Source organism: Terrilactibacillus laevilacticus, assembly GCF_006517395.1.
GTDB classification, from domain to species: domain Bacteria; phylum Bacillota; class Bacilli; order Bacillales; family Sporolactobacillaceae; genus Terrilactibacillus; species Terrilactibacillus laevilacticus.
Window position 1 is genome coordinate 38,133 of sequence record NZ_VDCY01000015.1, and the last position, 21,861, is coordinate 59,993.

General features: G+C 34.0%; 16 protein-coding genes. 6 read left to right on the forward strand and 10 right to left on the reverse strand.

Annotation, left to right across the window (positions count from 1 at the left end; translation table 11 throughout):
* The first annotated feature begins 271 nt into the window (after window positions 1-271).
* Together FG390_RS13370 and FG390_RS13375 are read left to right on the forward strand one after the other, a co-directional pair.
* Window positions 272-1,237 carry a YczE/YyaS/YitT family protein gene (locus tag FG390_RS13370; RefSeq protein ID WP_219995065.1) on the forward strand — a complete coding sequence of 322 codons (966 nt, stop codon included), beginning with the start codon at window positions 272-274 and terminating at the stop codon, window positions 1,235-1,237.
* A 160-nt stretch (window positions 1,238-1,397) separates the two neighbouring features.
* A complete protein-coding gene (locus tag FG390_RS13375; RefSeq protein WP_141191540.1) occupies window positions 1,398-2,402 on the forward strand; it encodes a zinc-dependent alcohol dehydrogenase family protein in 1,005 nt (334 codons plus the stop codon).
* 227 nt (window positions 2,403-2,629) lie between these two features.
* Here the strand turns inward: FG390_RS13375 and FG390_RS13380 are convergent, their stop codons facing one another.
* Genes FG390_RS13380 through FG390_RS13395 form a run of 4 tightly spaced genes read right to left on the reverse strand, consistent with a single transcriptional unit; the run spans window position 2,630 to window position 6,813 of the window.
* Window positions 2,630-3,733 carry a glycoside hydrolase family 172 protein gene (locus FG390_RS13380; RefSeq protein ID WP_141191541.1) on the reverse strand — a complete coding sequence of 368 codons (1,104 nt, stop codon included), beginning with the start codon at window positions 3,731-3,733 and terminating at the stop codon, window positions 2,630-2,632.
* Between the two features lie 34 nt (window positions 3,734-3,767).
* Window positions 3,768-4,616, reverse strand: coding sequence for a carbohydrate ABC transporter permease (locus FG390_RS13385; RefSeq protein WP_141191542.1), 849 nt, complete (start codon window positions 4,614-4,616; stop codon window positions 3,768-3,770).
* A 17-nt stretch (window positions 4,617-4,633) separates the two neighbouring features.
* Complete coding sequence (locus FG390_RS13390; RefSeq protein WP_141191543.1) at window positions 4,634-5,521, reverse strand: carbohydrate ABC transporter permease; 888 nt, start codon at window positions 5,519-5,521, stop codon at window positions 4,634-4,636.
* 35 nt (window positions 5,522-5,556) lie between these two features.
* A complete protein-coding gene (locus FG390_RS13395) occupies window positions 5,557-6,813 on the reverse strand; it encodes an ABC transporter substrate-binding protein (protein WP_141191544.1) in 1,257 nt (418 codons plus the stop codon).
* 206 nt (window positions 6,814-7,019) lie between these two features.
* On the opposite strand from FG390_RS13395, the gene FG390_RS13400 reads away from it, so the two are divergent.
* The 3 genes from FG390_RS13400 to FG390_RS13410 all read left to right on the forward strand — a co-directional run bounded on the left by FG390_RS13400 (window position 7,020) and on the right by FG390_RS13410 (window position 12,798).
* Window positions 7,020-8,846, forward strand: a complete 1,827-nt coding sequence (locus FG390_RS13400; protein ID WP_181406498.1) for a sensor histidine kinase — start codon at window positions 7,020-7,022, stop codon at window positions 8,844-8,846.
* A gap of 12 nt (window positions 8,847-8,858) precedes the next feature.
* Window positions 8,859-10,463, forward strand: a complete 1,605-nt coding sequence (locus FG390_RS13405; protein ID WP_141191546.1) for a response regulator — start codon at window positions 8,859-8,861, stop codon at window positions 10,461-10,463.
* Between the two features lie 424 nt (window positions 10,464-10,887).
* On the forward strand, window positions 10,888-12,798 hold the full coding sequence (locus FG390_RS13410) for an N-acetylmuramoyl-L-alanine amidase (protein ID WP_246092826.1): 1,911 nt from the start codon (window positions 10,888-10,890) through the stop codon (window positions 12,796-12,798).
* Between the two features lie 238 nt (window positions 12,799-13,036).
* Here the strand turns inward: FG390_RS13410 and FG390_RS16165 are convergent, their stop codons facing one another.
* The 5 genes from FG390_RS16165 to FG390_RS13430 form a co-directional block, all read right to left on the reverse strand.
* Window positions 13,037-14,557: a glucose PTS transporter subunit IIA gene (locus FG390_RS16165; protein WP_309147213.1), complete on the reverse strand. Its 1,521-nt coding sequence runs from the start codon at window positions 14,555-14,557 to the stop codon at window positions 13,037-13,039.
* A gap of 23 nt (window positions 14,558-14,580) precedes the next feature.
* A complete protein-coding gene (locus FG390_RS16170) occupies window positions 14,581-14,946 on the reverse strand; it encodes a PTS transporter subunit EIIC (protein WP_309147214.1) in 366 nt (121 codons plus the stop codon).
* A gap of 337 nt (window positions 14,947-15,283) precedes the next feature.
* Window positions 15,284-15,613 carry an ArsR/SmtB family transcription factor gene (locus tag FG390_RS13420; RefSeq protein WP_141191547.1) on the reverse strand — a complete coding sequence of 110 codons (330 nt, stop codon included), beginning with the start codon at window positions 15,611-15,613 and terminating at the stop codon, window positions 15,284-15,286.
* Window positions 15,603-17,372: a SulP family inorganic anion transporter gene (locus FG390_RS13425; protein ID WP_141191548.1), complete on the reverse strand. Its 1,770-nt coding sequence runs from the start codon at window positions 17,370-17,372 to the stop codon at window positions 15,603-15,605. The genes FG390_RS13420 and FG390_RS13425 overlap by 11 nt, the downstream gene beginning before the upstream one ends.
* Window positions 17,373-17,748: 376 nt before the next feature.
* Window positions 17,749-19,131, reverse strand: a complete 1,383-nt coding sequence (locus FG390_RS13430) for a L,D-transpeptidase family protein (protein ID WP_141191549.1) — start codon at window positions 19,129-19,131, stop codon at window positions 17,749-17,751.
* 907 nt (window positions 19,132-20,038) lie between these two features.
* Here FG390_RS13430 and FG390_RS13435 point away from each other — a divergent pair.
* Window positions 20,039-21,076: a PTS sugar transporter subunit IIC gene (locus tag FG390_RS13435; RefSeq protein ID WP_141191550.1), complete on the forward strand. Its 1,038-nt coding sequence runs from the start codon at window positions 20,039-20,041 to the stop codon at window positions 21,074-21,076.
* 96 nt (window positions 21,077-21,172) lie between these two features.
* On the opposite strand, the gene FG390_RS13440 is transcribed toward FG390_RS13435, so the two are convergent.
* Complete coding sequence (locus FG390_RS13440; RefSeq protein ID WP_141191551.1) at window positions 21,173-21,379, reverse strand: YwbE family protein; 207 nt, start codon at window positions 21,377-21,379, stop codon at window positions 21,173-21,175.
* Between the last annotated feature and the right edge of the window lie 482 nt (window positions 21,380-21,861).

Consider the following 21,861-nt stretch of genomic DNA (forward strand, 5'->3'; position numbering starts at 1 on the left):
ATTTATTACTGTCGTTTCCACGAGAACAATTATACGTATTTTGTCTTTTTTCGGTGACAGTCACATACGATTATTTGCTTCTTTATCGTCCTCTTGTTAGACTTGTTTATAGGAGTTGATAAATTATCACAAAAATCCAATAAATACAAACCATGTTTTTTTAGGAATGGCAAAGGAATGTAGAAGGCAAAATATCCGTAAGAATATGGTTCATACTTTGGTTAATTCAACAGTAATTACAGCAATAATATTTACACGGAGGGGAAATCATTTGTCGGAAAATGTTGACAAACCACATAATAAATTAGAACTATTTTTTAGATCTCTATTGGCTCTGGTTGGTGTTGCCATACTTGCCATGGGCGCTATGTTGTGTAAACAAGGAAGCGTAGGACTAGATCCTTTTACAGCTATTAACATAGGTATTTCAGAAAAAATCGGATTAAGTTTAGGCGTTTTCCAACTTATCATGAATGTTATTATTATAGTCATCGTATTATTATTGGACCGAAAAAAGATTGGTATTGGTACGATTATTAATATGGTTTGCGCTGGATTTATGATTGATTGGTTTTCAGATCTTTATACCTTTTTATTTAATTATCAGCCAACCATTCTAACTAAAATTGTTAATGGGATCCTCGGTTTACTTTGCTTTACACTCGGCACTTCGATCTATATGACAGCGAAAGTTGGCGTAGCTCCTTATGATGCACTTGCTCCTATTGCATCGAAAAGATTGCATATCAAATATAAATTTTGCCGTATGATACAGGATATTGGATTTATGGCTTGTGCCTTGTTTGCTGGGGGACCTATTGGCCCTGCTACAATTATCATCTCATTCTTTGCCGGACCATTAATTACCTTCTGGGATCATCATTTTAGCAACAAACTTGTAGAGACTGTGACCGACTTCGGCAAATATCCTTCTGGGAAAAAAATTGGACTTGGTCTAGATACTGCCGGTAAATATACAGTTAATCTCGTCAAATATAGTTATAATCAAACGGTTATCACACAAGAAAAGCTGTCCGACTATTCGGATGAACAATTAGAAGAACGAGTTAGACAAACACGTCAAACCATGAAAAACATGAAAAAAGTGTTGAGTAATACCGTTAAGCTTTACGGGATATTAAAAAAAGAGGAATACATGAGAAAAAGAGTCCTAAAGTTGCAAAAGAAAAATGAAGAAAAAAAACAAATTTCTAATCGTAAAGTTTCAAAAAAATAAATCTAAGTGACCCAAACATTTTTTAACCGGATAGCTCAATTTCTATCTGGTTTTTTTATTCAATGACTTAAACCATCCCGTTTAAATGAATTTCATGTTTCACAACTCTTTGTTTAGGGTAAATTAAAAACAATGTAGATAATAAGGAGTTTTTGAACATATGAAAGCGTTAGTTTTAACAGGTATAGAACAATTGGAAATTCAAGCTATTCCTGAACAACCTTTAAAAGAAAATGAAGTTAAAATAGAGATGAAATACGCTGGGATTTGTGGTACAGATAAACATTTATATAATGGTTTACCTGGATCTGCTAAGGCTGAACCTCCAATCATTCTAGGACATGAAAATTCTGGAGTGATTACTGAATTAGGGCCTAGCGTTAAAAGTCATCTTAAAATTGGAGATCGTGTAGCGATTGATCCTAATATCTCATGCGGTTTTTGCTCTTTTTGCCATGATAATAAGCCTCATCTATGTGAAAATATGGAGGCTATTGGTGTAACACGTAACGGTGGCATGGCTGAATATGTTAATGTCCCTGAAACGAATGTATATAAAATTCCAGATAACTTGAGTTTTAAAGAAGCGGCTATGGCTGAACCTGTAAGCTGTATGCTTCATGCAATTAATCAAATAGATATTAAATCTCACTACACAGCACTAGTTGTCGGTGATGGATTTTTGGGGCAGTTGTTTATTAAATACTTAGCAAATCACGGCTTAAAAAAAGTCGATGTAAGCAACCGTAATCCTAAAAAAATTAACTTACTGAAAAAAATTGGAGCAACAACCGTCTTAAATCCCGAAGAAACCGAACACAATGAAAAATATGATATCGTCATTGAGTGTGTCGGTGTAACCAAAACACAAGAACGGGCTATCGCTTCCGCCAAACGTGGAGGACAAGTGTTAATGTTTGGGGTCGGTGCTCCAGAGAATATCATTCAGATTAACCCTTATGAAATATTCTTTAGCGAGCTAACCATTAAAGGAGCATTCATTAATCCACATTCTATGAATGAAGCCATCCATGTCCTCTCTAATCAATCATTAGCTGTTGATGAGCTCATAACACACGAATTTACTTTAGAAGAAGTACCTGATTTTCTATCTGGCAAGATAAAAGAAAAAGTCACAAAAGCTGTGATTAATTTAGATGTGTAAACTTACATGGTAGTTTTTGCTGAAGCTCTTCTTAGACTTGCTAATTATAGTTGGGGTTATTGATTAACGTCATTTTATCTTTTCCGGAATGTCCCACAGTAGATATTATTTTTTTATTCAATTACAACTACTAAATTTAATCATAACTAAAAGACGAGAGGAATAAAAAACATCTTTTATTTCCTCTCATCCTTTTTTTTAATATTATTTATTTATCGTATCACCCATTATCTTGGCCAACGCTGTTCTCTCGCCATCAACGGTTTAAAAGCAACATGGGGTTCCGTTTGATACCAATAAGCAACAGAAGCCACATCGTCTTGTCGTTCAAATAATCCTCGATTACATACACCAATCTGCTGGACAGTCACTTTTAAATCCCGATCAAATCTAATCGGGTCCATGATGTGCCAGCGATAAAGACTTCTCATCGGTGGACAATCTCCCATAAATTGATCACTATATTTATCTTCCGCATTGGAGTAAAAAGGATAACCTAAAAATGGAGTCGAATACGTATTTTCAACAGCCTTATCACCATCTTTAGTAATAAACCCCCAAGCCCCTCCAAAGTAGTCTTCCAATCCTGTCCCGCATATTGTAGGGTATTCTTCATCCCCATCCATATAAAATTTCATTTCACCTTCGCCCCACCAATATCGTTGTAAAGTGCTCAGCGCCATATAGGTTCCGATATATTGCCCTTTTCCTTTGACGTTATCTAAAATGACATAATCTTGTGTGAGTGAGGTGATTGGTTCTCGTCTCCACTGTGCATGAAAATAGGCCGCTTCATTTGGTATAGAGTCATATAAGCTATAATTAAATTGATAAAAGAATCCTTCAATATCACCTGGATGCTGGTTTTCAATCGTAATAAGTGCCTTCTTTCTGAAAGGCATAGGGAAATAACAATTCAAGCCTCGTGTTGGATTGCAAACAATAGGTAGCGAGTTGACAACATGTGTCGTTGCAAAACCGCTACAGAAAAAATCGCCCAGAGGTACTTCTACAGAAGGTTCTGCTTCGCCATCCCAATACATACGCAGAACTAAATCCCTTAAAACATAAAATCCAGCACTTGTTGTGTCAGTCACAGTTATCCAAAAGTGTTGAAGTATTCCTGAACCATTTATCTCTGCAAGTGTTGCAGTTTCTCCTTCTTTTAAAGTTATGCAAGGTCTTCCTTTTCTTGACGGACCTAAATGACTTGATTCCTTTCCCCCACCACCTTTCTCACCTGTCGGATTTTCCGCCGTTATTGAACGACTTTTCGCATCAGTAATGATAGGTAAATAAGACAAACTGTTTAAAAAAGGATTATTCATCATAATACATTCGCCTCTTCTCATTTTAGTGATTATATTACTGTTTCACGCCACCTGCTGTAATCCCTTCCATAATATTTTTTTCAAAGATCAAGACAAAGATGACAATTGGTAAGATGATCAGCCATCCCATAGAACTAATTAGATCCCAAGGAACTTCAAAGTTACTTTGTCTAGGTATCAGTGTTATGCCAACACTAAGCACTTTAATCTTGTAAGAAAAAAATAATGGGGTAAAAAATTCATTTAGACATTGGATAAAGTTTATAATACTAATCGTCGCAATAGCTGGTCTCATCAATGGAAAATAAATGGTAAATAGTATTCTAATAAAACCAGCTCCATCAACTTGCGCTGCTTCTTCCAGTGATAATGGAATTTGTTTAACAAAGTTATGAAGAATCAGAACCGAGAAAGGTAGCAACGAACTAGAATATAGGATTATTAAGCCAAAATAAGTATCCACTAAGTGAACGGATTTCATAAAATCATAGAGTGGTCTCGCTGTTACAATCGGTGGTATTAAGGCTGAAAAAAGCAGTAGTTTAAATGACCAACTCACACTTTTAAACACCTCAAATCTTGCAAAAGCGTAGGCTGCTGCACCGCCGAGAATGACTGAAACGAGTAACGAAAAAAACGTAATAAACAAGGTGTTGAAAGTCATCTGAGCAATACCTACATTCTCAAACAAATCCACATAGTTTTTAACAGTCATATTTCGTGGAAAATAGTTTATAGGCGTTTTAAATAGCGAGCCTTTAGGTGTTACAGATGAGATAAAAATCCAATATAGAGGCACCAATATGATTCCAGCAACCATTAGTGTTAATCCCCATCTATAAATAAAGGCCACTATTTTTTTACGTTTTACACTTTGATGCATCTCTGTCACCTCTTTATTTAATCATGCTTTCTAATAGCCAAAAAACTTAAACTACTAATAATGATCATAACGATGAATAGACAAACAGCAATAGCGGAGGAATAGCCAATATTAAGATTGGTAAACGCCTCAATTGCAATTCTGTAAGCTAGAAGACTCGTTGAATCCCCTGGGCCTCCTGTCGTCATAGCATACACAATATCGTAGCTTACAATTCTCCACATAGTAAAGAAAATACACAGTGTTAAAATGGTCCTCATGATGAGAGGTAAAGTAATGGAAAAGAATGACTTTATCACTCCTGCTCCATCTATTTTTGCGGATTCATAAATCTCTTCAGGAATAAATTGCAAACTAGCTAATACTAAAATCGCAAAGAAAGGTACATCTTTCCAAAGATCAACAAGAATAACCGCTATTCTTGCTGATTCTGGATGAGTTAGCCAATCAAAGTGAAAATAAGGAAAAATTCTTCTAATCAAATCATTAACGAATCCATAATCATCATTAAATGCCCATTGGGCAGCAAGCCCCGTTACAATCATAGGCATAGCCCAAGGAATTAAAGTTATGGTTCTCAGTAGCTTTTTTCCTTTGAATTTCATATTTAACAACAAGGCAAGAAGAATACCTAAAACTACATGAAAGATCATAGAAACCACAGTAAAGGTTATTGTAAAATGTAGAGAAGAAATAACCTTAGAATCTGAAAAAATGTCAATATAATTTTTTAATCCAACAAATTTAGCTACTCCACCTTTAAACATATTAATATCGAAGAAACTATTGATAAATGTCATAATGATGGGATATATAATAGTAAATCCTCTAACAATCAACACAGGTAAAATAAGTAGCCATGCGATTAAAAATTTTTTTGGTGGCTTTACAAGTAAAGCTTTCATTGCACTTCTCTCCTTGCTATTTGACATTTATAACACTATTTTTTTAGCAGGTTAATCTCTTTTTGTGCTTGATTAACTGCTTCATTTAAACTGATTTCATTTGTCACATATTTTTGGAAGATACCACCTATTGAATTAATAAATTCCATAGATTGAGGTAACAATGGTCTTCCTCGAAGCGTGCTATTTTTAATGTATTTTCTAACACGGTCTAGACCAGTCGCATTGAAATTTGGATCATTAATTACATCAAGACGTGCAGGCAATCTCCCTGACATTTCGCTATAAGCAATTTGGCCTTCTTTACTAGCTGTATACTTTAATACTTTTATGGCTGCTTTTTTCTTTAAAGATGATTTGTTTAGGACATAATGCCATGATGCCATATAAGCATCATTTGTTTTAAATTTAGGCATTGGTTCAATACTCAGTTTATTCGGACCAAATTTCCCTGCTTGTTGGAACGTTGGAATTGCGCCTGTATACATAAATATCATCCCATATTTTCCATCAATAAATTTCTGCATCATTGGATCATAAATATCTGCTATCTGCGACATTGGTGTTACTTTGACTTTGTGTGCCAAGTTATACATAAATTTCAAGGCTTTTTGAGTGTTAGGGTTTTTCCAATTGAAATAATCCCCACCAAATAAATTGATAAACGTCCCTATTTCGTTATAGACATAGCTTTTTTCCCATGATCCACCATAGCCATATACCTTACCTTGTGTTGCTTCCTTGGCATAATCAAGAAATTCTTTTTCATTTTTAGGAACTCCCATACCCGTTTTTTTAAGTATCTCATGATTAACCCAGAAGGATAATATTTCCAGATAGCTTGGAACTGAATAAATGTGCCCATTGAACGTCGGGATATCTTTGATATATTGCTTCGAAAAATTATTAGCCGTATCCTTTGTCATTACATTTTTTTCGAGCGGTTCAAGATATCCGGCTCTTGAAAATGCCGTTATTAATTCATCATTTACAAATAAGAGATCTACTGAGTTATCACCAGAGGACAATATAGTGGTCATTTTGGCTACCATATCATTTGGATTAGTCGGTGTAGGAACAACATTGATTTTAATGCCCGTTGCCTTTTCTATTTTCTTTTGATAAGCCTTCCAACCAGGTTTTGTAGAATCATTTGTCATGAGTGTCAACGATTTACTATCCGATTGCTCGCCAGTAGACGAATTTCCGTTGACACCTACACAACCAGAAATAATACTGATGATCAATGTAAAACTCAAAACAAGGCCACATAACTTAATGATCATCTTCATTTATATTCCCTCCTTTAAAATTAAAGCGCTTTCATATCTCGTGTTTCAAATTATAAGTAATTAAAAGTTGAAATAAAATATAATATTTAACGATAAATTTATAAATTTCTATGAATCGTCTTCTTTTATATTTGTTGATTAAAAATGGCACTAGCTGTATAGTAATAATACAATGTAATCGCTTTCTTTTGGAGGTGTACAAATTTTTGAAACTTTTTTCAATATTCGTCTCTCTTCTTAATCATCATTGTCATAGCTTTCGTAAAAAACTCCTGCTTAGTTTCGTTGCGATAGCTATTATTCCTGTTTTATTTATCGGTTGCTTGTCCTATATGATATCCTATCATATCGCTAATGATAAAATATTAGAATCGGTTTCTCACTCAAGTTCTCAATTGAATCAGACACTTACTTTTCGCTTTAATCAGTTGGATATTGCTTCTAATATACTACAGTATTATATGTATACTTTAATTTTTCAAGGCCATTCGGATGTTTCAGACCAAATTAATCAATATAGTGAGATTAGAAATCATATATCGAACTTAAAAAACGATTTCCACATATCAAATATTACGATTTATATAAAGCCAAATTTACTGTTTAGTAATGAAGGTATCACTTTTTTTAAATTAAATAACCTCCCATCTCAACGACATATTTCACAATACACATTTTTAAAAAATATAAATCAATTACACTGGAAATTATTTAAAAATATGAAGGAACCCTTTGTATCGAATCCAACATCCCAAAATAAAAATTTTATTTCTGCCTATCGTTTATTTAAAAAACAGAATGAAAATTCTTTAGAATACGCTTATTTTATAGATATAAACGAAAGAGAGATCTCTCGTTTATTGTTAAAAAGTAAACCTTATAAAAATATAAAAAGTTATATTGTTAATCAAAAGGGACATATAATTTCAAATACAGAACAATTAAAGTTAGGAAAGTCTATCCCAACATCCCTATTAGCAAAAATAAAAAATAACGAAAAATTTTTTATCCTACAAAACAAACAATTTATAGTACGATATAATCCTACCACGAAATGGTATATCGTAACTGAAATACCAGAAAAATATATCATAAACAATACCATTCTACTGGTTTATTTGATCCTAATCACAGTGGGTTTAGTCATTATTATGGCTATTATAAGTAGCATACTTTTATCCAATAGTTTAAGTAAGAAAGTTAGGTCCATATCGACTTTCATGTCCTCCTATTCCTTTAAATACGAGAAAAAACATCATAATACTGAGATATCAACAATAATGAATAAATACAAAATAAAAGATGAATTCGATCAACTTATCATTACATTTAATACGATGATTGGAAAACTTAACGAAAATTTTGATAGACTTCTTGAATCAAAAATAAGAGAAGAAAAAATGGCTTATCAACTTGAACAATCAAGAATTAATCCTCATTTTTTGTATAATATGCTTGAAACAATTAAGACTTGCCAATCCCTTGGAAGAATTGATGATGCTAGTTCTATGCTTACTAAACTTGCAAAGTTTTACAGAATAACTTTAAAGAAAGGAAATGATTTAATTTCTATAAGGGATGAACTAAATATCGCAAATCTTTACCTCGAAATGGAAAAGCTTAATAAATTAAAGTCATTTCAATGGACGATTAATAAGGAAAAAGATATTGAACATTTTTTAATTCCAAAACTAACCTTGCAACCCTTACTTGAAAATTGTCTTCATCATGGATTTGTTGATTCTATCGAACTAAATATCAGAATTTCTTTATACTTCCAAGATGAAGATATCATTATTGAAATTAAAGATAACGGAAAAGGGGTTCCAGCCAATAAACTTATAGACATGCGAAAGACGTTAGAGAGTGGGATAATCAATACGCAACGTTTTTTTGGTATAAGTAACGTCAATAAGCGGCTATCATTATATTCCCATAACTATCCCCCTCTTTCGATCGATAGTGTCGATAATGAAGGGACAACGATTACCATATCCATTCAACAAAATTTACCAGATGAGTTCATACGTTAGGAGGTGGATCCTATGAAAAAAATTATTATCGTCGATGATAATGCACTAAGTATTGAAGGCATTTGTAAAAGCATCGATTGGAAGGCTTTAAATTCAGAGGTGTGTGCAACATTCTCAAATGGACAAGAAGCCATTCAATCAATAGATGAGCTAGATCCAGATTTGATCATTTCCGACATCAGTATGCCTATTTTGAATGGTATTGATATGGCTAAAATCGTCTTAAAAACTCATCCATATATTAAAATTATCTTTATCAGTGCTTATGAAGATTTTAAATATGCAAAAGAAGCTATTCGGATGGATATATGTGATTATGTGGAAAAGCCCATTGATTATGATTATTTATCCAGAGTCATTAGAGAGATTTTGATCAAAATACAAAACGAAAATGACATATTAGAACAACTTAACAAAAACCGACCAGCACTTATTCAGAATTTTTTTAATGACCTCATCCATTCGAGTCCTGATTACGCCCAGTTCTTCCTTAAAGATCAAGCCAAGTACTTAAACATTGACATAACTTCTAAAAAATATGTATGCGGAGTCATACAAATTAATAATTTTCTAGAAGTCATGAGAACATTTGGCATTGAACGTTACCACGTTCTTTTGATGAAGTTGATTCAAGATATAAATGAACTCTTTTCTAAGCCATTTCATTATTTTTGTAATAACCAAGGACATCATTTGATTATTCATATTGGCAACAAAACAAGTAAACCTGATTTTATTAAGAGTGTAAACAACCTATTCTTCGATATAAATAAAAGATATCTCCATTCAGCTTTGTCCTTAACGATAGGTATTGGAGACGTCATACATTCTGTTTGGGATACTTCCATCTCTTATCAAAATGCTAAACATGCCATAGATTATAAGTTTGTTTTCGAAGAAGAGCAAATACTTAATTTCAAAGATATACAAAGAAACCCTTCACCTGTTTTCTTTACATCAAACGATGAAGAACTTTTAATAAAACTCGTCTCTCAAAAAAACCTTCTCGAACTTAAGCAGTTTATAGTCTCACTACCTGAAAAATGGTCAAAGCTTGGATTAGAGAAAAATGGGATTTTCGCCTATATTTATACGTTACTCGCACGTTTAATTCGTTTTTTGTATGATATTGGAATTGACGACCCGTCCTTTCAAAATAAAGCCGCAAAAATCTATATTAATTTTGATAAATTTGAATCTACGACCCGTATTTGTGAAAGTCTATATAATTTATGTTCAATGGCTTGCCAAAAGTTACAAGAATCAATGGATACCCATCAAATTCAAGTTGTTGAGCAAGCCGTACATTATATTGAAAAAAACTACATGTATGATGACATAGGGTTAAACACCATCTCATCAGTTGTTAACATCAGTCCATCCTATTTAGGGAGTATCTTCAAAAAAGTAAAAAAACAAAGTATCACAAAATATATCACGTCCATACGCATCGCAAAGTCACAGGAATATCTTTCAACAACAAATTTAAAAATATTAGAAATTAGTGAAAAAGTAGGTTATTCAAATCAATACTACTTTAGTGCCTGTTTTAAGAAGATTACCGGCAAGACCCCAAGTGAATATCGATCGGAATCTCAGTTATTTAACGATCCATAATGGCGTAAATCACAGACTTAAAAACTCACATAGACTAACTATTTTAATAAACTAGGCTGCCTTGATCGTCATTATTGATTTTACTCTTTTACCTTTATTAACGTTTAATCGTAATTGTCCCTTTATTAGATTAGTATCGGAGAATTGATGACTTTTAAAAAATTCCTCTTTTAGATATTCTCCGATTCTCCTAAGTCTAATTTCCTACAGAGACTTTTTTAAATTCATTATTTGGTCATTAAGATACATTGTCCTTGTCAATTGGACAAATAATTATATTTTGTCATTTTACGGTGTCAGACACCTACAAATGACGGATGGACAACCCTTCAATTTAGGAGTAACTTTAATATAATTCTAATAATTGTTAATATAGCAACAATTTCTATGAATTAATTACGACAAGTTGAATTGGAGGGGTTTTGTGAGAGGAAAAAGAATTTATTTAATGTTTGCATCAATCGGTATGGTTTTGTCTTTGATATTGCTTATGAACATCTCAGTAAAAAAGGTCTCTGCTATGGATGAAGGAAGAGAGTACAATTTACAAGGGGCGTTTGAACATGCTTCCAAAGAATTTCATGTTCCTGTAAATATACTCATGTCCGTCGCCTACAATGAAACGAGATGGGAACAACATGATGGTCGACCAAGTACATCTGGTGGATATGGTGTGATGCATTTGACGCAAGTAAACCAAATACCAGCTAAAGAGGCAAAAGGTGATGGCAGTCAACATACAATAAAAACAACAGATCAACATCTACATACTTTGGATAAAGCAGCAAAATTATTGGGTGTAGATGCTAATGAATTAAAAAGTGATCCGGAACAGAATATTCGAGCTGGAGCGGCTCTCCTGGCAGACTATGAGAAACAAACTTTTGGCAAATTATCTGATAAACTCGCAGATTGGTATGGAGCAATCGTCATGTATAGTGAATCTGATAATGCATTGACAGCAACTGGTTTTGCAGATCAAGTCTATGCAACAATTCAAAAAGGAGTGGAAAATAGCAATTCAGATGGTCAACATTTAAAAATAACTTCGGTAAACGTTGAGCCTAATAAGAAAACAGCTAATTCCCTTCATCTTGAGAAACCTCAAGAGACAAATGTAGATGCGCCAAAAGGTTTGAATAGTCAATTCATACCAGCACTATATAAACAATTGTCTTCTGATCCAGGAGACTACGGGAATTATGATTTAGCTAACCGTCCATATGATAGCCTCGACATTCGTTATATTGTTATTCATGATATAGAGGGTTCTTATGAAGCTGGAATTAATACATTTCTACAACCTTCTTATGTCAGTGCCCATTATGTCATTCGTTCTTCAGATGGACAAATTACAGAAATGGTGAGACCAAAAGACGTGGCTTGGCAGGCTGGAAATTGGTATATCAATAGTCATTCGATTGGTATTGAGCATGAGGGATACGCTGTTGAAGGAGCTTCCTGGTACAGTGAGCCGATGTATCAACAATCTGCTAAACTTGTAAAATACCTAGCTAAAGAATACAATATTCCTTTAGATAGACAGCATATTCTTGGTCATGATAATGTTCCAGGTTTGGATATCAAACACCAACGAGCTATGCATTGGGATCCTGCGGCCTATTGGGATTGGGAACACTATTTTGAACTTTTAGGTGCACCTTTTAATTCAAATGGAAATACGGTGGATAATACCGTTGATAACCATAAAAATAAACAAATTTTGACCATAAACCCTAATTTTAACAACAATCGTCCGACACTCACCTACAAAAATCAACCTTTAGATCCACATCCTTCTAACTTTGTTTATCTCTATACGCAGCCTAGCTTTCAGGCTCCACTTTTAAATGATCCGATTCTTCACCCAACAAGTTTTGGGACAATGGAGATACAAGACTGGGGCGACAAAGCAGTGAGTGGACAAACCTTTTATCAAGTTGATCAAGACGGAGATTGGACAGCTATAGATTATGGCGGACAAAAAGCCTGGTTCTATAACCCTAATGGTAAGAATACAACAAAAGGTAAAGGACTTGTCATCACACCAAAAAAAGAAATGAGTTCAATTCCTGTCTATGGCTCTGCCTATCCAGAAGCTACAGCTTTTCAAACTATAGGAGATCCAGTTGTATCCAATAACATCATTTATACAATGCCTGCTGGGCAGAAATATATAGGTACTGGCCCAGTAAAATCCGACTATTACTATGCTAAGCTATTCAATCAACCATCTACTTATCATGTCGTAAATGGAAATGACGAATACTATCAAATTACGTATAATCACCGGATTGCATTTGTTAAGAAAAGTGATGTTGATATTCTTAATTAATAACTAATAAGGCTGGCGGGTTATCCTGCCAGCCTTTAAATTATATCATTTGAGATGCTATTTATGTGCCGAACCATTGGCAACATTATATTTAGAATTGTATACGCTAATGTATTTTATTGAATTACTGTTCCTTGCTTTCAAATTCTAAGAGATTTTTCATTTACCACTGTCCTTGTCATTTGAACAAATATGCACATATTGTCTTTTTTCGGTGCCTGACACTTTAATTAATCTATCACACGATTTGTATGATCTCTTTTAAGTCAACCTCTTCTTTTTGTTCTATCGTAATATGTTTATTTTCCGATAGATTTGTAAAAATTATCGGAGTGATGACAGAAGGTACCTTGTCTTTAATACCTTCTAAATCAAAGGTTATTAGAATATCCCCTAAGGTGATGTATTCACCTTCTTTTACATATACTGTGAACCCTTCACCCTTCAGATTAACCGTATCTATTCCTATGTGGATGAGAATTTCAAGTCCGTCATCACTTAGTAAACCAATCGCATGTTTCGTAGGAAAAACACTTGTCACTTTGCCATTGATTGGTGAAATAACAATGCCATTCTTAGGGTCTATTGCAAATCCTTCTCCCATCATCTTTTGTGAAAATACTTGGTCGGGTACCTCTTCTAGGTTCAATAAATTTCCTTTAAGAGGAGAAGAAAAGGTTACATTAACCAAATTAGTTTTCGGAGGCAAGAAAGAAGGTTTATTCTGAATATCTAGATTTGCTGATACTTGAGAAAGATCAAAAGGTGACTTTAATTGTTTTTTCATAGAATCCGCGACAAATTCAACATTAGTTCCTACAATAACCTGGATATTTTTCTTATTTAGTTTAACAACACCATGTGCACCATGTTTTTTTAACATATGATCATCGGCGAGTTGAGAATCTTGGACGGTCAATCTTAATCGTGTTGTACAATTATCGATACTGGTAATATTACTTACTCCACCTAAATCCTGTATAAATTGTGCTGCAATAACTGCATATTTATCATCCGAATCTAATGTTTCTAATACTCTTTGATTGTTCTCAATCGTATCATCATCGTCTTCTCGACCCGGCGTTTTTAAATTCAAACGTTTAATCAACGAATAGAATATGACAAAATAGATTCCACCATAAATTAATCCTTGGACAATTAATAAAATTGGTTTTTGAGCGATTCTGAAGTTTAGAATATAGTCAATAGCTCCAGCAGAAAAACCGAATCCATCATGTATTCCTAATAGATAAGATACAGCCATTGAGCTCGCCGTAAGCAAGGCATGTATGCCATATAATAATGGTGATAAAAACATAAATGAATATTCAATAGGTTCAGTTACACCCGTAAGGAAAGAGGTAAATGCAATACCTATGAGCATCCCTGTGATCGCTTTTCTTTTATGCGGTTTAGCCGCTACAATCATAGCTAAGCATGCCGCCGGTAAACCGAACATCATGATAGGGAAATAACCTGATAAGAACAGTCCTGCCGATGGATCATGTTTAAAGAATCGTGTAATTTCACCATGTGCACCATGGTAATCCCCAAATTGAAACCAAATAAGTGTATTAATGACGTGATGCAAACCCAGAGGAAGTAATAGTCGGTTAAGCATACCATACAAAGCAGCACCAAAAGCACCTAAATCATACATCCATGTACCGAGTAAAGCAAAAGCATGTTGTACACTTGGCCAAACAAAACCAAAAATAAAAGCAAGTACAATCATCGTTGCTGAAGTAATAATAGGCACAAAACGTCTGCCTCCAAAGAAGGCTAACCAATCAGGTAATTAATGGTATGAAAACGATTATATAATAAACCGGCAATTACCCCTGTGACAATACCCCCTAATGCATCTAAATTCACTTCTTTATTTAAAGCTTGTACACCTGCACTTAACACAAAATAACCAATTGCTCCTGCTAATCCTGCAGCCCCATTATTATCCTTTGCGAAGCCAATAGCAATACCAATGGCAAAAATGATAGGCAAGTTGGCGAAAATAGCATTCCCTGCACTCGCAATAAATGGAATATTTAACAAGTCTGGTTGTCCCAATCGCAACAATAAAGCTGCTGCAGGTAATGTTGCAATTGGAAGCATAAGTGCTTTACCAATCCTCTGAAGAAAACCTAGCACAATTAACCCCTCCCTATAAATACAAAAATTAATTATTATCTTTCTATTGCGAAATATCAATATATTAACTATTACATAATTTTATATAGTTGTCTATACATTTAATATGAACTTTTTGGAGTAAGTTGAAGAAATCCACAACAAGGTTTTTTGTGAGAAATAATTTTTCTAAGGCTGTGCTAGGCACATAAAAAAACGAGTACAAATCTTATTTAGACTTGTACCCGTTAATGTATTTAATTTTACTGTTCCAGCATGCTTTAAATTTAAAAGAGATTTTGATATCCTCCACAAATGGACACTTTCTGCATTTTGTCTTTTTTCGGTACCTGTCACCTCATTCCGTCTCTTTCATTTTATCTAGTAACATGATGGTATCGACTAAATGATTATTAAATATTTGACGAGAAATGGCTAAAAGTTCAATAATCATTGGATCTTGTAGAGAGTAGATCACACGATTTCCATCCTTTGTACCTGAAACGATATTCTTTCCACGGAGCACTGTCAGTTGTTGTGACACCGTAGATCCTTCACTCCCTACTAAACTTTGAATTTCATTGACACTTTTATCTCCTTCAGCCAAGATCTCCAAATTTTTTATCCTTAAGGGGTGAGCTAAAGCTTTAAAAAATTCTGCTTTAAATTGGTGCATCTCAAGATTCAATTTCAGCTTTTCTCCTTTCATTAAATAAGTAAGGGGATCTGTTTTCCATTTCATTAGATTTTGCATAAGAATGACATTCTCTAAAAGCAAAATGTTTGCAACCCAAACATTTCGATTGATCCACATGTGATAATGCATAATTGATCGCATCATTTGTATGTTCAAAAATGTGATGCTCACCAATTAGTTCGTATAGACCTGTTTTTTTAAGTATAGTAGCAGGTTGTTGATTTAATCCAGACACGAGTACAATCCCGCTCTTTGAAAAATCTTTTACAATACTCGAAAAGTAAGATTCCCCTGTTGTATCCATGAAAGGGACTTTACTCATTCTGAGCAATAAAATCTTTGGCTTGTAATTTATCGTATTCATAATGCTTTTCTCAAACGCCTGTGCAGCTCCAAAGAACAATGGACCTTCAATATTATAAATGCTCAGTTGTGGGCAATCATGCGTTTCTGTCACGATGCGAGATTCCATTTTATCATTGTCGTGATTAGGCAATATCTTGACTGTTACCATTATATCACTCATTCGCTTTGTAAAAATAAGAACCGCCAAAATCAATCCAAATTCTACTGCCACGGTAAGATTCAGAAAGACTGTTAATAGAAAGGTGACCACTAAAACGAGAGAATCACCTGTTTTGGTTGAAAGGACACTGTAAAATACCCGACTTGCACTCATATTCCAAGCGACAACCATCAAGATCGGTGCCATACTCGCTAATGGAATTTTTGAGGCATAAGGGGCAAAGAGAAGTAAAACGATGAGAACAACAAGACCATGAATGATGCCTGAAATAGGTGATACAGCACCATTTTTAATATTTGTAGCCGTTCTTGCAATGGCTCCAGTAGCCGGAATTCCCCCAAATAACGGTGTCACCATATTTGCAATGCCTTGTCCGATCAATTCCTTATTACTATTATGTTTATCTTTAGTCATTCCATCAGCCACCACCGCTGATAATAGAGACTCAATCGCACCCAAAATAGCAATCACAAAAGCAGGTTTAATCAGATGTGTCACTCGATCTAATGTGATATTCAGAATGTCAAAATGAGGTAATACACCTGAGATTTGTCCATAAGTCGAACCAATCGTTGCAACATGATTCGGATAGAGAAAAGTCGCAATCAAAGTTGAAAAAACAAGACCTATCAGTTGACCTGGTACTTTGGGTAATACTTTCGGTGTGATTAATATTGTTAATAGGCAAATGATAGCCGTACATACACTATAAATATTTAGACTATGTATATGATTTATAACTTCTCTCATATTATCAAGAAATAACTCATGTTTTTCCACACCAGACAGTCCGAGAAAATTAGGGATTTGTCCTGTAAATATAATAACAGCTATACCCGTCGTAAAACCAATCGTCACCGGTCGAGGAATGAATTTAATTAATGCACCTAATTTAAAAATGCCCATTAAACAAAGGATTACACCAGCTAAAAAGCCGGCAATTAATAAATTTTCTAATCCATACGTCATTACAATACCAAATAATATTGGGATAAAGGCACCTGTTGGACCGCCAATCTGATATTTAGATCCACCAAATAATGAAATACAAATTCCAGCAATAATGGTTGTATAAATTCCGAGTTCTGGCTTAACACCAGATGCAATCGCAAAAGCCATCCCCAAAGGAATGGCAATAACACCGACTATAAGACCTGCAATCAGATCTTTTTGAAAATCTTGAAAAGAATATTTTCCAATACGTAGACCGAACTTCTGATGCATAACATACCTTCCTCATTTTACAATATTAATATATCTGATTATTTGAATATAGTATAATACGAATCTACTCTTGTTCATTATGGTTGTCAATTCTTTTTTAGAAACGATAAAACTAAAAATCCCAATTAAGAGACAATATGTTCCATGTCTTAATTGGGATTGTAATTTTTTTAAAAAGGTTGAACAAGAAATTTTCAATGAAAAAAAGAAGTGTAACCTTTATGTTTTCTTAGGGATAGTAATGATGAGTAAGATAATAATAAATAAGGGCTGCCCGTTTGCTGGCAGCCCTTATTGTAGAGTATAGAATATACTGTCCTCGTCAATTAAACAAATTCATGTATTTTGTCTTTTTTCGGTGCCTGTCACCGTCGAATTAATAAATAACCACCGGCTCGTTTTGCTCAAGATTGTCGTATACTTTTTTCATAACATTTGGCGGTGTGTTTACACATCCACCAGATCCATTTTTAATGTAGGCTGTATTGGACCAATTTTTTCGCCATTTCGCATCGTGGAAACCACAGCCACTTGTTGTGAAAGGGGCCCAATAGTTCACTTTGACTGAGTAATTTGGATTACCAACTTCACTTCCTGTTAGAGTGGATGGCGATGCTTTATATTCGATGTACCAAACACCCTTTGGCGTATCTTCATTGTAGACATGTGTACCCGTTACCACATGGGTGGTGACTTGCAATTTCCCATTTTTATAGATCCAAATACGTTGATCTTTGATGGATACTTCCGCATAGGTATCTCCTATCCCATTGTTCGATGTGGTGTGATAACCGACGCCATTGGTGCTCCAGCCAACTCCGTAAATGTTATAGGCAAGAATTGATTTATTTCCTTTTTCAAAAGCTTCTTCTATTCGTTTTGTTTCAGCATCAAGATCGATGGCCCAACCGTAAGATCCCCCTTTTACCGATATGACTTTACCTGAATGGGTCTTAAAGGTATAGTTTTTATTTAAAGTCGATTTAGAGCGATTAAGATCATCGAGCTTTTTCTTAATACCATTCGTATCAATCTTATACTTCATATCTTTTGAAATAGAAGCATTTTTAATTATTTCGCTGCCCTTAAAAGAATACGGTTGGTTCTGTAATTTATAATCAACTGTCCGATTTACGAGCTCTTTTAGCATTTTCTTTTCTTGTTTTATTGTTTGACTATTCGCTTTAACCGGTTGTTTATATATCGGATTCAAATGAATTTCACTATTGTAGGCCTGTTTCTGATAATCCTTTAATAAACGATCGACGTCATACTGGTCCCCGTTCACGCTTTTGGAGACGACGATTTTACCTTCTTCCAAATGGGCTTCAGCATCTTTGGGAGCTTTTAAGTCCTTATTCATGGATTTGAGCTTTTCTTCTACTTTCTTTTTTATTGTTTGGCTCTGTTTTTGATCCGTTTTACTTGGACTCAACTCATAATTTTTTGCTTTTGAAGTAGGTAAAAACGTCCGTTGTTCCTTTAATATGTTCTTTACTTCGGACAGATCTTGAGTTGTAAAACCCATTTTCGTATCTTTTCCATCGTAAATTTGCTTATCTCCAATATAGACGACATTTTTAGATACCGTTGTTTTTAATTTATTTAAGGCTTGATCGGCCGTTAATCCACCGACATTTGTGTTGTTAATCGTGATATGTCGATTGAAATGGGTTGCCTTATAATAATAGACACCCGTAAATATGAGTGCAACAATCACAACCACACTACTTAGAATGATGATATTTTTTTTACTCATAATTTTGACCTCCACAAACCAGTTTACTTGTTTATTAGATTTATAGTATTAAAATCCAATAAAGTTATACCTTCTAAATTATGTATAAAAAAGGGCTTAATATGGATAAGGTTTTCCACCACTTTCCTGACAAAAACCGATCTCCACATAACCTCTTACCCAAATAAACGAAGTTCCCTAAAGTATATATGTAAAAAATGGATTAATATATCGATATTTCATTTGTTGGAATTCACTTTCAATTTATAAAGTCTTGTTTGTAAGTTTTACGCAAACATAATGTCGTCAACTTTCTTAAAGTTTAACTAAGGAGTTATAATCGTTTGGAACTGATAGTAATTCTTCTTCCTACCTGATATCCCTTTCCTTTTAATCTGTATTTAGTTTAACATATCATTACAAATATTACATAAAGATTTCATGAAGACCTTTTATTTTTAATTTATTCATTTTACAGCAAATCAGAATAAAAAATAAGGTACAAATCTTAGTTTGATTTGTACCTAAAAATAGGAGAAGACCTATTGTCAATGTGCCTAACTCATTTACATATAAAGTAAGAAAAGTAATCGGAGTAATATATTTCATTTTTACTATTTTTTTGGACTGCTTTTGTTTAGAAATGTTTTTTTATATTACAATGACAAGCATATTCGGGTAAAAGTATGTATTCGATATCTAATAACCACAGCTTATTTTCTTCATATTAAATATTTTTTCCTCATATTATTACCACATTTAATGAAATTTTTTTTAATTCCTGCAAATTGTAATCCCTTCATCTTATCTCTTTAACACTTTTATGCTTATACGCGTTAAAGCGTAAAAATATTTTATTGACTCCTTTTTGATTATTCCATATAATTAGTTCCAATCTTAACGTGTTAGAGATAGGGAGAATAGTAGAATGAAAGATTTTTTCAGCAAGTTATTAAATGGTATGAGTATTGGAATTGTCGTGGCATTAATACCAAACGCTTTATTAGGGGAAATATTGAAACTTTTGATTCCACATTTTCCTGCTTTACAACATTTATTAGATATCACGGTCATTATTATGAGTTTACTTCCGGTTTTGATTGGTGTCATGGTAGGAATGACATTTAAGTTAACTTCCATCCAGACGGCATGCGTAGGAATAGCGTCTATGGTTGGCGGAGGGTCTATTCAAAAAACAGCTGAAGGACTCTTTGCTTTGAATGGAATCGGTATTGTGATAAACATAGGTTTTACAGCTGCGCTAACTGTCTTATTTGTTAAATTGTGTGGCGATCGATTAAAAGCTTATTCGATTCTTTTACTGCCAGCTTTAAGTATTTTAGTTCCAGGCATGATTGGGTTTATCACTCTTCCCTATGTCAAAACTTCAACTGGACTCATTGGTATCGGTATAGCACATATCACAACCTTGCAACCGGTTGTCATGGGAATGATAATTTCGATTGTTTTCTGCCTTCTAATTCTATCACCACTCTCAACCGTGGGCGTAGCAACAGTTATCTCACTTTCAGGTGTTGGTTCAGGAGCAGCAAATCTTGGAATTGTGGCAGCAGGTGTTGGTCTAGCCATAGCGAGTTATAAAGCCAATTCACTTGGCACAGCCTTGGCGCATCTATTAGGCTCTCCTAAAATTCAAATGAGAAACTTTTTTATGAAACCGAAAATTGCGATTCCAATGTTTATCACGGCAGCTGTTCTTGGGGGATTAGCCGGGTTATTAAATGTTCAAGGAACACCTTATAGCGCAGGCTTCGGATTATCAGGTCTCGTTGGCCCATTAAATTATATAAATCTAACCCATGATGGATGGACAACGAAAAATATCTCTATTATGATCAGCATCTTCTTTATTATTCCGGTTCTCTTAAACTTAATTTTAATCTATGTTTTTTCCCGAAAGTTAAAAATGATTAAGTCGGAAGATTATAAATTGAATTTTGATTGATGGATTGTATTTGTCGAAGTGCCTGGCACTTCGACATTATTTAAAATTATCTGTAGTTCTATACCAGAAAATATTGATTTTTATATCTTTTAAATCCTAACCCTTTTTGTTCTCATCAATTTGATGCACACGTCCAACGACCCCGTTCTCTAACATCACTTTAATACCACGATGATGAACGGCTGAATTAGTCAGGATTTTTTTAACCTTACCTTCTGTTAATTTTCCTGATCTTTGATCCTGTTTTTGTACTACCATCACCGTTGCTCCAATTTGAATATCTGCACGTTTTGTTCCATCCATTCAATACACCTCAATCTTATCGCTTATTTAAAGTTTTCTATTCGATTACAGTGATTCATTCCATTATTGGTATAAAAGGTATATCCATAAAAGAAATACCTTAAACTTCCTCAACCTCTTTATTTATCTTCTCATTCAGCATCTGAAATACTTCTGTTATTGTATATCCGCAAATTATCCCGAATGCTTACCAAATTTACGGCTTGTTTCACTTAAATAACTTGTTATTCCAATACCTTTTTTTCATATAACAAATTACTCTCTATCATATCTTGTATCCCCTTTAACATACACTCTATGTAACAAATTTGCTCAAGACTCGTTTAAATTGCTATATTTATAGTATGCTAGATTTATAGAAATAAATTTTAAAACCATTAGGACCTAAAGAGAGTGTAAAATATTTTGTGTAAATGAATAAAACAATGAAAAAGGAAGACCTTTTCCTGGTAGAATAAAGTCACCACAACTCATCCATAGAA